The following is a 14,543-nucleotide window of genomic DNA, read 5'->3' as shown; positions in this document are numbered from 1 at the left end:
ACACCGGCGTGCCGCTGGCCAAGCTCAGGACATGCACAGGCAAGCCGCACATGGCCGGCAAGCCCAAGGCCCGCGCCAGAATCGCCACATGGCTGGTGGCGCCGCCGCCCACGGTGGCAAACCCCACCACCTTGGTTGTATCGAGCCCGGCGGTTTGTGAAGGGCTGAGTTGATCTGCGATCAAGATGGCGTTGTCAGGCAGCGTCTGAACCGTGTCCTCGACCCGCAGAATCAACTTGAGCACACGCTGCCCGACATCTGCGAGGTCTTGCGCCCGCTCCGCCAGAAACGCATTGCCCAGATTGCGGAAGACTTTTTCGTTGGCTTCAACCGCAGCGGTCCACGAGAACGCCGCGCTTTTGCCCGACGCCAACAGCGGGTAGGCCTGCTCCAGCAAGCTCGGGTCTTGCAGCAATTCGCGGTGGGCACTGAAGATTTGCCCTTGCGGGCCTTGGCTGAACTCGCGGCCCAAGCTGTCCAGTGCGGTATCCGCTTCAAGCAGGGCGCGTTGCAACTGCGCCCGCTCAAAGGCTTCACCCGCCCCAGCTTCCGGATAGTCGAGGGTCTGCGCGGCGATTTGCACCACCTGCCCAAACACTGCCCCAGAAGACGCGCAGACACCGCGCAACAAGGTGTCATCCACCCGCACCGGCTCAGGTGCCGGGGCGTAGGTAGTTTCAGTGGCAACCTGGGCAGCGGGCGTCACCGCCTCGCCGCAACCGGCCACCAGCAGATCTGAGAGCACGCGAATCGCTTGCTCGGCATCCTCGCCAGTGGCGCTGACCTGCACCACATCGCCGTGGCTGGTTTGCAAGGTCATGATCGCGACCAACGATTTGGCGTTGATGCGCTGCTCGTGTTTGTGCAGCTCGATGGTGGCCGCAAAACCCTTGGCCGCCTGGGCAAACACCGCCGCAGGGCGGGCGTGCAGGCCGTTCGGGTTGGGCAGCGCAATGGCCAGCGAAAACAGCGTGTCACCCTGGCTCGGCGCTTGCTGGGTGGAGACTTGCACGGCCGCCTCGCCCACACGCAACACCGGCTGACCAGCCTCGACCAGCATCTCGCCGCCCGACACGTCGGTAATGCTTTCACCGCTGACCACCAGCATCAGGGTGAGCAAGCTGCGTGCATGTTGCGCGACATAATCGGCATCAAACTCGATCAACGCCTGCCCGGCCACGACCTGCTGGCCTTCCTCAACCAGGCAGGTGAAGCCTTGGCCGCCGAGGTTTACCGTGTCCAGGCCGATGTGCAGCAGCACTTGCACCCCGCTGGCATCGGTAATGCTCACGGCATGCCCGGTGTGCTGCAGGTTGCTGATCACACCGGCCAGCGGCGCGCAGAGCACCTGCGACGTCGGATCGATGCACAGGCCGTCGCCCATCAAACGGCTGGAGAACACCGGGTCAGGCACTTGCTCAAGCGGCATCAGGACACCCGATAACGGCGCCAGCAGTTCCAGTTGTTGGGTTGTAACCATGACTTCACCTGCAGTTGATTCGGTTAAATGCCGATGGAGCGCGAGCCCCGCAGCGTCGCTTATTTCCACCAGTACTCGATTTGTACACCGGCGTTGGAACCATGCCGCGCCGAGCCAAAGGCGCCGCTGTCAGACAATGCCGAGCCTGCATCAAACTCATTGGCCGCACGTTGCGCGGCGGCGTTCCAGCTCGCGTAGGTGTAATACAAGCGGATTTCCGGGCGAGCCCAGAAGCTTGGACCATTGGGCGACCAGGTCGGCGCAAAGGTGAACTTGCTCAGCTTGCGCGTACCGTCTGGAGCACGCACCTGATCATGCCCAAACTCGGTCACCAGCTTGAACTGCTCGGTGATCGCGTAGGTCGGTCGCACGCCCAGCGAGAGCCACTCCTGATTGCCGCCGTCCGGGCGGAAGTCCTTTTGATACACGGCCTCGACCTGCCCGCCGAAACGCGGGGTCACTTGCCAGTCAAAAAACTCGACGATCCGGTAACGCTTGCTGCTGTTATCCAGCCGGGTATCGCCGGTGTAGCCCAGCCCCGTGCCGGAGCCTTCGCCGTATTGCAGGGCCAGTTTGTTTTTGCCGCCCAGAAACTCGCTCTGGACATGCTGCGCGGTGATTGCCCAGCCACTGTGCGCGTCAGTGCGCTGTGGTTTTTCCAGGTAGCTGAGGCCAAACTCCAGTTGCCCGCCGGGGTTGGTGTTGAACCCGGCGACGTTGAAATCGTGACGCGTTACGTAGTCTTCCTGATACAGGCTGTCTTTGCGCGACAAGGCGTAGCTGTACTTCAGACCGCCGATCAACACGTCCTCGATGCCCGCGCCGGTAGCGCTCTGGTTCCAGTAGTAGAAGTCGGAAATATGAATGTCGTTACGCTTGTAGTAACGCCGCCCGGCCCACACCGAGCCGCCATTGAGACTCGGCAGGTTGGACCACTGCGCGTACAACTGCGGCAAGCGCGCCGAACCGTTATCGCCCTGGAACGTCAGCTGGCGGTTGTATTGGTTGTACAGCGAGGCCATACCGTCAACGCTGAGGACCGAACCGTCATCAAAGTTATAGACGTCCTGGCGCAACTCCAACTCAGCATACTGCTCGCATTCATTGCCCAACCGATACTTGGCCTCGGCGCCAGGCAGCTTGAAGCACGACTGCTTGCCGCCTTCCAGCGAATTGCCGATGCCACTGCGCAAGTACCCGGCAAACTCCAGGGCGTTGGCCGAAAGCGGCGCCAGCAGGCACACGCAAGCGGTGAAAATACTGCGATTGAGGGTTGTGTTCATGAGTGGCCTTTTTATTTTTATTGTGATGAAACCGATAAAGCCTCTGTAGGAGCGAGCTTGCCTCGCGATCTTTTAAAAGATCAAAAGATCGCGAGACAAGCTCGCTCCTACAGGGTTATTGCGTTGTCAGGTGCACGGCAAACGACTCGTAGGGGCGCAAGGTGATGCGCTGCGTGCGCGTCGACTGGTCGTCGTAGTTGCTGATCAACAGGCGTTGGGCCATGTCTTGGCTGATCACGCCGTCAGGCAAATCCACCACGCAATCGGTGCCGTAGAAGTTGTTGAGTACCAGCACGCTTTCGCCCTCGCCCTGGCGCAGATACGCCCAGACCTGCGGGTGTTCGGCCAGCAACTGGCGGTATTCGCCGTGTGACAGCAGCGGCTCTTCGCGACGCAACGCAATCAGCCGGCGGTAGTGATGCAGCACCGAGTCCGGGTCATTCAATTGCGCTTCGACGTTGATCTGTGCGGCGTTCGCAGGGATCCCGATCCATGGCTCTGCCGTGCTGAAACCGGCATTGGCCTGCTGGTTCCATTGCATCGGCGTGCGGCTGTTGTCCCGCGACTTTTGCAGGATCGCCGCCATGCAGTCCTCGTGGGACACCCCGGCTTCGCGCTTGAGGCGATAGATGTTCAGGGTTTCGACGTCGCGGTATTGCTCGATGCGCTCAAACCCCGGGTTGGTCATGCCGATTTCTTCACCCTGATACACATACGGCGTGCCTTGCAGGCAATGCAGGGCGGTGGCGAGCATCTTCGCCGAGACCACACGGAACTCACCGTCATCGCCAAAGCGCGACACCGCACGGGGTTGGTCGTGGTTACACCAGAACAACGCGTTCCAGCCGCCACCGGCCTGCATGCCCACCTGCCAGTCAGACAAAATGCCTTTGAGCGCGAGGAAGTCGAAGTCGGCACGCACCCACTTCTGCATATTCGGGTAGTCCACTTTCAAGTGATGAAAGTTGAAGGTCATCGACAGCTCTTTGCTCTCTGGCCGCGAGTAGCGGATGCAGTGTTCAAGGCTGGTAGAAGACATTTCGCCAACGCTGACCAGATCGTGCCCGGCGAATACTTCGCGGTGCATCTCTTGCAAGTATTCGTGCACGTTGGGGCCGTCGGTATAGAAGCGCCGACCATCAGTGTTGTCTTCCGGGAAGTGCGCAGGCTTAGAGATCAGGTTGATCACGTCCAGGCGGAAACCGCCCACGCCTTTGTCACGCCAGAAGCCCATGAGTTTGTAGACTTCGGCGCGCACCTTGGGGTTGTCCCAGTTCAAGTCGGCCTGGGTGTGGTCAAACAGGTGCAGATAGTACTGACCGGTTTTCGCCTCGTATTCCCAGGCAGAACCGCCGAACTTGGACTCCCAGTTGTTCGGCTGATCACGCCAGATGTAGAAGTCGCGATACGGGTTGTCGAGGCTGCTGCGCGCTTGCTGGAACCACTCGTGCTCGATGGAGGTATGGTTAACCACGATGTCGAGCATCAGTTTGATGCCGCGGGCCTTGGCCTCGCTGATCAACAGCTCGCAATCGGCCATGCTGCCGTAGCTCGGGTCGATGGCGTAGTAGTCGCTGATGTCATAGCCGTTGTCGCGCTGCGGCGAGCGCAGGAACGGGGTCAGCCACAGGTAATCCACGCCCAGCCATTGCAGGTAATCGAGCTTGTCGACCACACCCAACAAGTCACCGGTGGCATTGCCCGCGTGGCTGTGAAAACTTTTTGGGTAGATCTGATAGATCACCGAACGCTGCCAGTCTTGCATGAGAGGCTCCTTGCATAATCTTTGTAAAAGGGGCCGCTTCGCAGCCCATCGCAGCCTTCGGCAGCGACTACAGAACGAGGGTCAAGCGACGCGGTAGCCGGGGCGGATGATTTTCAGGCTGAGCGCGCACGTCAGGACAAACGGCACGATGATCGCGACCAGCATGCCGATGACGAACATCGGGATGTACTGCGGAATGATCGAGATAAATCCCGGCAAGCCGCCGACGCCAATCGCCGAGGCCTGGACCTTGTTCAGCGACAGGAAAATGCTGCCCAGCGCCGAGCCGATCAGGGCCGCGTAGAACGGAAATTTGTAACGCAGGTTGACCCCGAACATCGCCGGTTCAGTGATGCCGAAATACGCTGACACCGCCGAGGTAGACGCCATGCTGCGCTCGCGCACGTTGCGGCTCATGTAGAACACGCCAAGCGCCGCGCTGCCCTGGGCCAGGTTGGACATCACGATCATCGGCCAGATAAACGTGCCGCCCTGGGTCGAGATCAATTGCAGGTCAACTGCGAGGAACATGTGATGCATGCCGGTGATCACCAGCGGTGCGTACAACAGGCCGAAAATCATGCCGCCGAGCACTGGCGCCTGGTCAAACAGCATGACCACGCCTTCGGTGATCAGGATGCCCAGGTGACGGGTCACCGGGCCGATGATCGCCAGCGCCAGCACGCCGGTAATGACGATGGTGGTGATGGGCACGACCAGCAATTGAATGGCATTGGGCACCCGTGCGCGCAGCCATTTCTCTATCACGCTCATCACGTATGCAGCCAGCAGGATCGGCAGGATTTGCCCCTGGTAGCCGACCTTCTCGATCTGGAACACACCCAGAATGTTGAAGTACGGCAGGCTTTGACCGTCCAGCCCGGCCACGGCCTTGCCGTAGTTCCAGGCGTTGAGCAGGTCGGGGTGTACCAGCATCAGGCCGAGCACGATGCCGAGGATCTCACTGCCGCCAAAGCGCTTGGCCGCCGACCAGCCCACTAACGCGGGCAAGAACACGAACGAGGTGTTGGCCATCAGGTTGATCAGGCTCCACACCCCGTCCAGCGACGGGTAAGCATCAAGCAGGGTTTTGTCGGCAATGAACATGCCTTTGGCGCCGAGCAGGTTGTTCACCCCCATCAGCAGGCCGGCAATGATCAGCGCGGGCAAAATCGGCATGAACACATCAGAGAACACCCGCACCAGACGCTGCATGGCGTTGGCCTTGTCGGCGCCTTTTTGCTTGACGTCAGCAATGGTCGACGCAGCGAGGCCGGTTTGCTCGCGCAAGGCGGCATAGACCTTTTCGACGTCGCCGGGGCCGATGACCACTTGGTACAGGCCACCGGTAAAGAAGGAACCTTTGACCAGGTCAATCTGATTGAGAGTTGCGCTATCGACCAGGCTGGGGTCTTTCAGCGCGAGGCGCAGGCGGGTGACGCAGTGCGCGGCTTGCTCCAGGTTGTCGACACCACCCAGGCATTGCAGCAACTCACCGGCAATCTTCGAATAATCGTGGCTCATGCGTTGTCTTCCGCTTGAAATTTTTATTATGGAGCGTCGTTTTGGCAGCACGCCGAAGCGAAAAATACTCGTCTGTACGAGTTAAAGCAACAACTGGTACAGACGAGTTTGTAAAATAAGCCGTGGCCTCTGCTTTACTGTGCAGTAGTTGGCAATCAGCACCATCAGCCACCTCTGAAGAATGCGCCTGAATGTTCCTAAAACAGAGCCTTTACCGCGGAGCTTGCGCTGCTCCCCCCCTGCCCTTAAGGTTCGGGCCTTGAACACCTTCGGCATAGAGCCATCGTTATGACTAAATACAGCCAGATCTACACCGATCTGCTTGCAAACATCACCACTGAGCGCCTGGCGCGCGGTGCGCGCTTGCCGTCCGAAACTGAATTGATGACCCGCTACGACGCCAGCCGCGGCACCGTGCGCAAGGCGATTGAACAGCTTCAGGAACGCGGCTTTGCGCAGAAGATCCATGGCAAAGGGACGTTTGTGTTGTCTTCCAGCCCCATTGAGTTCCAGTTGGGCGGTATCGTCAGCTTCCAGGAAACCTACCCGAGCCTGGGCAATGACGTCAGCACTGAAGTGGTTGAGTTTGAGCACTTCCCGCTGGAGGGCGCGCTGACAGACAAGATCGACGCCGAGCCAGGCACCCTGATCACTCGCGTCAAACGCGTGCGGCGCATAGATGGCAAACGGGTGATTCTGGACATCAACTGCTTCGTTAGCGAGCTGATTCCGGGGCTGACGCCAGAGATAGCGCAGCACTCGATCTACGCGTATATCGAGCAAACCCTGAACCTGCAGATCAGCTTTGCCCAGCGCACCATCGAAGCGGTGCCGCGCAGCAAGGATGATCAACTGCACCTGGATCTGGACGGGCAAAGCCACGTGATTGTGGTGAGCAACCAGACGTTCTTGCAGGACGGCAGGCAGTTTGAGTACACCGAGTCGCGGCATACCTTGGACAAGTTTTACTTTTCGGACATTGCCCGGCGTTAAACGTGTAGGAGCGAGCTTGCCTCGCGATCTTTGAAAAGGTCAAAAGATCGCGAGGCAAGCTCGCTCCTACAGTTAGCCGTGCGCAGTGTTTAGTGCTTGAACATCACATGCCGAATGGTGGTGTAGTCCTCAAGGCCGTACATCGACATGTCCTTGCCATAGCCCGAGAGCTTGGCGCCGCCGTGGGGCATTTCGCTGACCAGCATGAAGTGCGTGTTGACCCAGGTGCACCCGTATTGCAGGCGGGCCGCCAACCGATGGGCGCGGCCGACATCGTGGGTCCACACCGAAGACGCCAGGCCATAGTCGGAGTCGTTGGCAAACTGCAAAGCCTGCGCTTCGTCGTCGAATTCGGTAACAGATACCACCGGCCCGAAGATCTCATGGCGCACCACTTCATCGTCCTGCCGCGCACCCGCCAAAACGGTCGGTTCAAAGAAGAACCCCGGCCCAGCCACGCGCTTGCCGCCCGTCACCACTTCAATGTGCGACTGCTCACGGGCACGCTGGACAAAGCCTTCGACCCGCTCCAGATGTTGCAAGGTGATCAACGGCCCGAGTTCTGTCTCAGGGTCGTCCTGCAACCCATGGCGAATACTGGACACAGCCTCACCGAGCTTTCTTACAAACTCGTGGTACACGCCCTTCTGCACATAAATGCGGCAGGCGGCGGTGCAGTCCTGGCCGGCGTTGTAGAAGCCGAAGGTACGGATGCCTTCAACCGCCGCGTCGATGTCGGCATCGTCAAACACGATCACCGGGGCCTTGCCGCCCAGTTCCATGTGCATGCGTTTAACGCTGTCGGCCGTCCCGGCGATGATCCGGCTGCCGGTCGCGACCGAACCGGTCAGCGACACCATGCGCACTTTGGGGTGGCTGGTCAGCGGTTTGCCGACACTTGGGCCACGACCAAAGACCACGTTAATGACGCCCGCAGGGAAGATGTCCGCCATCAACTGCGCCAGTTTCAACGTGCTCAACGGAGTCTGTTCAGACGGCTTGATCACCACGGTATTACCGGCGGCCAACGCCGGGGCGAGCTTCCAGGCGGCCATCATCAACGGGTAGTTCCAGGGCGCAATGGACGCCACCACGCCCACCGGATCACGGCGGATCATCGAAGTGTGCCCCGCCAGGTATTCGCCTGCTGCACTGCCTTGCAGACAGCGGCTGGCGCCCGCGAAAAAGCGGAACACATCGGCAACGCCGGGCAGTTCGTCGTTGAGCGCGGCGGTGTAGGGTTTGCCGCAGTTATTGGACTCCAGGCGCGCCAGTTCCGGAGCGTGGGCGTCGATGGCGTCGGCCAGTTTCAGCAGCAATTGCGAGCGGTCCTTGGGCGTGGTCTGCGACCAGACCTCGAACGCCGCGTCGGCCGCACACACCGCAGCATCGACCTGCGCCAGGCTGGCCTCGGGGATTTCTACCAACGTGGCGCCCAACGACGGGTTGAGCACCGGGAGTTTTTCGCCTTCACCGGCGATGAGTTGACCATTGATCAGCAGGCAGGTTTGCATGGTTTCTCCTGTGGGCGGCGTGGGCCACCCCATCAAAAAGGCGCAACCTCCCCGCATGCGCCGCAAGCAAGGCGCACAGGGGCTGTTACAAGGACTAAGAGGTCGGGGGCGTCAGAGCGCAGGTTCAGGCACGGCGGTGCTGAACAGGCGGGTACGGAAGGCCAGGTACACCAGCCCCAGCACGACCCAGCATGAGCCGAGGATCAGCGCGTCGGCGTCCAGGCTGATAAGCATCCAGCCCGAAGTAATGGCCCCGATCAGCGGGAACAACACCCCGCGCAGCACACCGGCTTTGTCGCCCAGCGCACGGTCGAAGGTCAGTTTCAGCGCGCACAGGTTGACGGCGGTAAAGGCCAGGAATGCGCCGAAGTTGACCAGGGACGTGGCGGTGGCGATGGTCAGGCCAAAGCCGACAAAACCAAAGGCGCCGCACAGCACGATGTTGAACACCGGGGTCTTGTAGCGCGGGTTGAGCACGCCAAACAGCTTTTGCGGCAGTTGGTTGTCACGGCCCAAGGCATACAGCAGGCGCCCGACACTGGCCTGAAACGACAGGCCAGCAGCAAAGTGGGCAATGATGATGCCGGTCAGAACCACAGCAAAAAACAGGTCGCCGCCGATGGTCTTGGCGATTTCAAACGCCGCGCCGTCGATGTTCTCGAACACGCCCACCGGATGCGCCAGGTACATGAAGTACGAGGAGCCGACATACAGGCTGCCGCCGATCAGGGCCACCAGCAAAATGGCCCGTGGGATGGTGCGTTCCGGCTCAACGGTTTCTTCGCTCAAGGTCGACAGGGCGTCGAAGCCAAGGAACGAATAAGCGGCAATGGCGGCACCGGCCATGGTCGCCGAGAACGGTACATCGGCATTGAAGAACGGTTTGACCGACAACAACCCGCCCGGACCATTGATCGCGCTGACGTAGTGCCAGCACAGGACGATGAACACGGTGATGATGGTGAGCTGGATCAGCATCAAGATGATGTTGAAACGGTTAGCCACCTGGATCCCGAGGATGTTGAGCAACGAGGTGGACACGATAAAGCCGGTGATCCAGACCCACTGCGGTACATCCGGGAACGCCAGGCTCAGGTAGCTCGCCCCCAGCAGCCAGATCAGCATCGGGATAAAGAAGTAATCGAGCAGCGCCGCCCAGCCGACCATAAAGCCGATGTTGGGGTTAAGCATTTTACGGGTGTAGGTGTAAGCCGAACCCGCTGTCGGAAACACCCGCACCAGTCGCCCGTAGCTCAACGCGGTAAAAATGACGCCGATGGACGCCACCACATAAGACAACGCCACGGTGTTTTGACTGGCCTGGGCGATCACGCCGTAGGTACCAAAGACAATAAGTGGCGCAATAAAGGCCAGACCGAACAGCAACACAGACACCGGACCCAAGGTACGGCGCAGATGCGGAGTCGAAATCGATGCGCTCATGACGATGCCCTCAAGCTGAGTAGTGGTAGGCGGCACGAATCACATCGAGGTAGCTCTCGACGGTCATGTCTTTGATGTTGCTGGCATCGGAAATATTGCTCTTGGACTTCTGCGCGATGGCTGTGAAGTCTTCTTCGCGCACCCCGGCCACGTCGGCAAAACGCGGGATACCCAGCTCCCGGTTCATGCGAAACAGTTGATCGACACCCGCTTGGGCCGCGTCGACGGCGCTCAGGTTGGGGTCGATCCCCAAGGCATACGCCACATCGGCGTGGCGGCGCAGGTCGGCGTCGCGGTTATGACTGAACACAAATGGCAGGAAGATCGCGTTGCCGATGCCGTGCGGGGTGTCGTACATGCCGCCGATGGCTTCGGAAATACAGTGCACGCTGGCGATGTCAGCATTACCAAAGGCCATACCGGCGATCAGGCTGGCAATCAGCATTTGTTCGCGGGCTTCACGGTTGTCCGGTTCTTGCACGGCGGGCTTGAGGTGTTGCGCGATCAAACGGATCGCGTGCAGCGCCAGGCCGTCACTGATCGGGTTGGCGGGTTTGCCGGTATAGGCCTCGATGGCGTGGGTCAGCGCGTCCATCCCGGTGGCAGCAGCAATGTGCGGCGGCAACGTGGCGGTGATGTCTGAGTCGAGCAGCGCCAGCACCGGGCCGATGCGGTAGTCGAGCAGGCTCATTTTGAACTGGCGGCGGGTGTCGGTGATTACCGAGAAGAAGGTCACTTCACTGCCGGTGCCTGCGGTGGTCGGAATCGCCACAATCGGCAGTACTGCGTTTTTGAGGGCAAACGCGCCTTCGTAGTCTTCAACGATGCCGTCATGGGTCAGCAAAACGCTGATGGCCTTGGCGGCGTCCATTGCACTGCCGCCGCCGACCGCCAGAACGCCGTCGATGCCTTTGCCGCGATACAGCTGCGCGGCACGGTTAACGTCTTCGCTGCGCGGATTGGGTTTGACGTCGGCGATTTCGTCGTAGCGAATGCCGGCCTGTTCCAGGCTGGCGTAGATGCTGTCGAGCAAACCGGCGTTCTTCACGCCCGGGTCGGTGACCAACAGCACGTGGCTCAAGCCCAGGCCGAGCAGGTGTTCGCCGGTGCGCTGGCGCAGGCCAGGCTCCATGACGATTTTGGTGGGTAATAGAAACTGGAATTGCATGGGGACGTTCCTCTCGCTCTGTGGCGCTTTGCAATGTTGTAGTTATGGCAGACGAGTCAGGGAGCCGCCGGGGCGGCCACTATCGGTTTTTATTGTTGAAGGTGCCGCATGGCGGTATGGGTCGAAACACTAAGACACAGGTAGCGGATCAACAAATACTTAAAACTCAAGGGAGCATTCGATTAAATCGAATGCTCCCTGTTGACGCACACGCCCCCCGTAGCAGTTGACGAGCACCGCGAGGCTACGTCCGATTGCAAAGCGATCGTAAATCCTGAGAAACAGGGTTAAGGGATGTACCGCGTTAGCCGAATTGCGACGGCTGCGCCGCCGGACGTAGCCTCGCAGGCTCGTCAACTGCTACGGGGGTGTCGAAGCGCTACAGAGATTGGCCGTGGCGGGCCATGATGTGGCGCACCACGCTGTAGTCCTGAAGCGAATCGCTGGACAGGTCTTTGCCATAGCCCGAGCGCTTCAGGCCGCCGTGGGGCATTTCGCTGACCAGCATGAAGTGGCTGTTGATCCAGGTGCAGCCGTACTGCAAGCGCGCTGCCACTTGCATGGCCTTGTCGAGGTTTTGCGTCCAGATCGACGAGGCCAGGCCGTATTCGGAGTCGTTGGCCCAGTCCACGACCTGCGCCAGCTCATCAAAACGGGTGACGGTCACCACCGGCCCAAACACTTCGCGCTGGACGATTTCATCGCTTTGTTTGCAACCGGCCAGCAGCGTCGGCTGGTAATAGAAGCCCGGCCCCGGATGCGCAGCCCCCCCCGTCACACACTCAATGTGCGGCTGGCCCAGTGCCCGTTCGACAAAACTGGACACGCGATCACGCTGACGGGTGCTGATCAGCGGGCCGATCTCGTTGTCAGCATCGCGCTTGCCTGCAAAGCGGATACGGCTCACCGAATCACCCAGCGCCGCCACCAACTTGTCGTAAATACCGGCCTGCGCATACACCCGGCACGCCGAGGTGCAATCCTGGCCCGCGTTGTAATAGCCATACGTGCGCACCCCTTCGACCACGGCCTCAAGGTCGGCATCGTCGCAGACGATCACCGGCGCTTTGCCGCCCAGCTCAAGGTGGGTGCGCTTGAGGGTTTTGGCCGCGGTGGAGAGGATTTTCTGCCCGGTGACGATATCGCCGGTCAATGACACCATGCGCACTTTCGGGTGGCTGACCAAATGGCTGCCGACGTTTTCACCGCCGCCACAAATGATGTTGAGCACGCCGCGCGGCAGGATCTCGGCCAGCATCGGCGCCAGGGCCAGAATCGACAGCGGTGTGTGCTCGGAAGGCTTGAACACCAACGTGTTACCCGCCGCCAGCGCCGGGGCGATTTTCCAGGCGGCCATCATGATCGGGTAGTTCCACGGCGCAATCGAGGCCACCACGCCGATCGGATCACGGCGCACCATGCTGGTGTAGCCGGGCAGGTATTCGCCACTGAGCTGGCCGGTCTGGCAACGCACGGCGCCCGCAAAAAAGCGGAACACGTCCACCGTGGCACTCAAGTCGTCTTTGCGCGCCAGATGCAGCGGCTTGCCGCAGTTCAGCGCTTCGAGACGAGCGAGGTAATCAGCGTTTTTTTCGATCGCACTGGCGATTTCCAGCAGCAGGTTAGAGCGTTGCTGCGGCGTGGTCCGTGCCCAGCCGTCGAACGCCCGGTGTGCGGCAAGGATCGCGGCCTCGGTCTGCTCGGCGCTGGCCTCGGCGATCGACGTCAGCACTTCACCCGTGGTCGGGTTGAGGATGGGTTCGACAATGCCCTGCCCGGCGACTGATTCACCGTCGATCAACAGTGCGGTGAACAATGGTGTCTGCGCGGCGGGCATGGTAGGGCTCTCTTGTGGTGTGCGGTCGTGCTACGCCCGACTCTGTGGACTGGACCGTTTTATAGAGGCTGCAAGATTAGTCTTGGCGCAGCATCAACGACAAACACTAAATCCAGATTAAATCGCCAGCTTGCGCCCGCCATGGGGTTGCTCGCGGGCGACGGTCAAAAACGGATCGACCAACGGCGGCCGCGCGGTCCCCCGGCGCCAGGCCAGGCCGACGTCGAGTGTCTGGTTAAGGTCGGCAATGGGCCGGGCCTCGATGATGTCGCCTTCCAGCGACCAGGGCCGGTAGGTCATGTCCGGCTGGATCGAGATCCCCAGCCCCGCCGCGACAAGGCTGCGCACCGCTTCGGTCGATGCCGTGCGCAAGGTAATGCTCGGCTGCAACCCCGCCTGCGCCCACAAGCGCTGGGCATTGCTGTCCATCTCATCGACGTTCAACTGGATCAACGACTCTTTGGCCACGTCGGCCAGGTTGATGCTGTCCAGCTCCAGTAGTGGATGCTGGGCCGGCAGCCAGACACGGTGCGGCGAATGGGTCAGCACCTCGGACTGCAAGGCGTGGCGATCTTCCAGGTTGGAGAGGATCAGCACGCCGACATCAATCTCGCCACTGACCAGCAAATGCTCGATGTACGGACGTTCGTCTTCCATCACGCGGATTTCGACGTTGGGGTAGGCGCGCTGAAAACGGGTGAGCAAATCCGCAAGGTAGTAACCCGCCACCAGGCTGGTCACGCCGACGATCAACTGCCCGGCCACCTGGTCGGTACTCTGCTGCAAGCTGCGTTTGGCGTTGTCCACCGTGGCCAGGATCAAATGCGCCTGGCGCAAAAATTGATGGCCCTGGTGGGTCAGGGTCATGCCCTTGGCGTGGCGATTGAACAGGCTGACGCCGATTTCCTGCTCCAGTTGCTGGATCGCCAGGGTCAAGGTCGATTGAGAGATGTACACCGCTTGGGCGGCAGCCGAGATGGAGCCCGTCTCGGCCACGGCGATGAAGTGACGGATCTGACGCAAAGTCATCATGAAAACACCCCTCCAGCGGACTGATTTTTTGTGAGGGGCGAGTGTATATCTTTTTTATCGATAGCCCGGCACAAACCTCAGCGCTGCTTTACTGACCGTTACCCTTATTCACATTTGCTTACGACAGTCGCAGGCAGGGATCGCAGTATCATCCTGACACCTCACCACCAAGAGCTTTAGCTATGCCCACTGCTGCCTCCAAACGCTGGCTGATCCTGATCGCCGTGATGCTGGCCTTTGTGCCCATCGTGATTGATATGACCATTCTGCATATTGCTGTGCCGTCGCTGACGCTGGCGTTGGGCGCGTCAGGGGCGCAGGTCTTGTGGATCATCGATATTTACCCGCTGCTGATGGCCGGTTTGCTGGTGCCCATGGGCACCCTCGCCGACCGGGTCGGTCATCGGCGCATTCTGCTGTACGGCCTGAGTGTGTTCTGGGTGGCTTCGTTGCTTGCCGCGTTCGCGCCGACGCCGGCCATGCTCATCGGCGCGCGGGTGCTGC

Annotated in this window: 11 protein-coding genes; 2 read left to right on the top strand and 9 right to left on the bottom strand. The window is 60.4% G+C overall.

Annotated features, from left to right (window positions below):
• The 4 genes from GHO41_RS25905 to treP form a co-directional block, all read right to left on the bottom strand.
• On the bottom strand, positions 1 to 1,480 hold a 1,480-nt coding region (locus GHO41_RS25905; protein WP_153435035.1), incomplete at its 3' end, for a glucose PTS transporter subunit IIA.
• A 59-nt stretch (positions 1,481 to 1,539) separates the two neighbouring features.
• The gene (locus GHO41_RS25900; protein ID WP_048367031.1) at positions 1,540 to 2,763 is read right to left on the bottom strand and encodes a carbohydrate porin; all 1,224 of its coding nucleotides are present in this window, start codon (positions 2,761 to 2,763) and stop codon (positions 1,540 to 1,542) included.
• Positions 2,764 to 2,878: 115 nt separating this feature from the next.
• Positions 2,879 to 4,528 (bottom strand): alpha,alpha-phosphotrehalase, encoded by a 1,650-nt coding sequence (gene treC, locus GHO41_RS25895; protein ID WP_153435034.1) that lies wholly within the window; start codon positions 4,526 to 4,528, stop codon positions 2,879 to 2,881.
• A gap of 81 nt (positions 4,529 to 4,609) precedes the next feature.
• The gene (treP, locus tag GHO41_RS25890) at positions 4,610 to 6,052 is read right to left on the bottom strand and encodes a PTS system trehalose-specific EIIBC component (protein WP_153435033.1); all 1,443 of its coding nucleotides are present in this window, start codon (positions 6,050 to 6,052) and stop codon (positions 4,610 to 4,612) included.
• Between the two features lie 288 nt (positions 6,053 to 6,340).
• On the opposite strand from treP, the gene treR reads away from it, so the two are divergent.
• Positions 6,341 to 7,045, top strand: coding sequence for a trehalose operon repressor (treR, locus tag GHO41_RS25885; RefSeq protein ID WP_153330643.1), 705 nt, complete (start codon positions 6,341 to 6,343; stop codon positions 7,043 to 7,045).
• 89 nt (positions 7,046 to 7,134) lie between these two features.
• Here the strand turns inward: treR and GHO41_RS25880 are convergent, their stop codons facing one another.
• The 5 genes from GHO41_RS25880 to GHO41_RS25860 all read right to left on the bottom strand — a co-directional run bounded on the left by GHO41_RS25880 (position 7,135) and on the right by GHO41_RS25860 (position 14,039).
• Complete coding sequence (locus GHO41_RS25880) at positions 7,135 to 8,559, bottom strand: gamma-aminobutyraldehyde dehydrogenase (protein WP_153435032.1); 1,425 nt, start codon at positions 8,557 to 8,559, stop codon at positions 7,135 to 7,137.
• A 111-nt stretch (positions 8,560 to 8,670) separates the two neighbouring features.
• Positions 8,671 to 10,002: an APC family permease gene (locus GHO41_RS25875; RefSeq protein WP_153435031.1), complete on the bottom strand. Its 1,332-nt coding sequence runs from the start codon at positions 10,000 to 10,002 to the stop codon at positions 8,671 to 8,673.
• Between the two features lie 10 nt (positions 10,003 to 10,012).
• Positions 10,013 to 11,170, bottom strand: coding sequence for an iron-containing alcohol dehydrogenase (locus GHO41_RS25870; RefSeq protein ID WP_048367041.1), 1,158 nt, complete (start codon positions 11,168 to 11,170; stop codon positions 10,013 to 10,015).
• A gap of 379 nt (positions 11,171 to 11,549) precedes the next feature.
• Positions 11,550 to 13,007 (bottom strand): gamma-aminobutyraldehyde dehydrogenase, encoded by a 1,458-nt coding sequence (locus GHO41_RS25865; protein ID WP_153435030.1) that lies wholly within the window; start codon positions 13,005 to 13,007, stop codon positions 11,550 to 11,552.
• Positions 13,008 to 13,124: 117 nt separating this feature from the next.
• Positions 13,125 to 14,039 (bottom strand): LysR family transcriptional regulator, encoded by a 915-nt coding sequence (locus GHO41_RS25860; protein ID WP_048367043.1) that lies wholly within the window; start codon positions 14,037 to 14,039, stop codon positions 13,125 to 13,127.
• A gap of 182 nt (positions 14,040 to 14,221) precedes the next feature.
• On the opposite strand from GHO41_RS25860, the gene GHO41_RS25855 reads away from it, so the two are divergent.
• A partial coding sequence (locus tag GHO41_RS25855; protein WP_153435029.1) for an MFS transporter occupies positions 14,222 to 14,543 on the top strand: 322 nt, incomplete at its 3' end.

The organism is Pseudomonas sp. FSL R10-0399, assembly GCF_009600165.1.
Taxonomy (GTDB): Bacteria; Pseudomonadota; Gammaproteobacteria; order Pseudomonadales; family Pseudomonadaceae; genus Aquipseudomonas; species Aquipseudomonas helleri.
The sequence above is the reverse complement of the archived record's forward strand: the minus strand, read 5'-3'. Positions and strand labels throughout refer to the sequence as shown.

Excerpts from the sequence above, each read along its gene's own strand:
- treR (WP_153330643.1), top strand. The coding sequence starts at position 6,341 with ATGACTAAATACAGCCAGATCTACACCGATCTGCTTGCAAACATCACC.
- GHO41_RS25860 (WP_048367043.1), bottom strand. The coding sequence starts at position 14,039 with ATGATGACTTTGCGTCAGATCCGTCACTTCATCGCCGTGGCCGAGACG.
- GHO41_RS25865 (WP_153435030.1), bottom strand. The coding sequence starts at position 13,007 with ATGCCCGCCGCGCAGACACCATTGTTCACCGCACTGTTGATCGACGGT.
- GHO41_RS25870 (WP_048367041.1), bottom strand. The coding sequence starts at position 11,170 with ATGCAATTCCAGTTTCTATTACCCACCAAAATCGTCATGGAGCCTGGC.
- GHO41_RS25880 (WP_153435032.1), bottom strand. The coding sequence starts at position 8,559 with ATGCAAACCTGCCTGCTGATCAATGGTCAACTCATCGCCGGTGAAGGC.
- treP (WP_153435033.1), bottom strand. The coding sequence starts at position 6,052 with ATGAGCCACGATTATTCGAAGATTGCCGGTGAGTTGCTGCAATGCCTG.
- GHO41_RS25900 (WP_048367031.1), bottom strand. The coding sequence starts at position 2,763 with ATGAACACAACCCTCAATCGCAGTATTTTCACCGCTTGCGTGTGCCTG.
- treC (WP_153435034.1), bottom strand. The coding sequence starts at position 4,528 with ATGCAAGACTGGCAGCGTTCGGTGATCTATCAGATCTACCCAAAAAGT.
- GHO41_RS25875 (WP_153435031.1), bottom strand. The coding sequence starts at position 10,002 with ATGAGCGCATCGATTTCGACTCCGCATCTGCGCCGTACCTTGGGTCCG.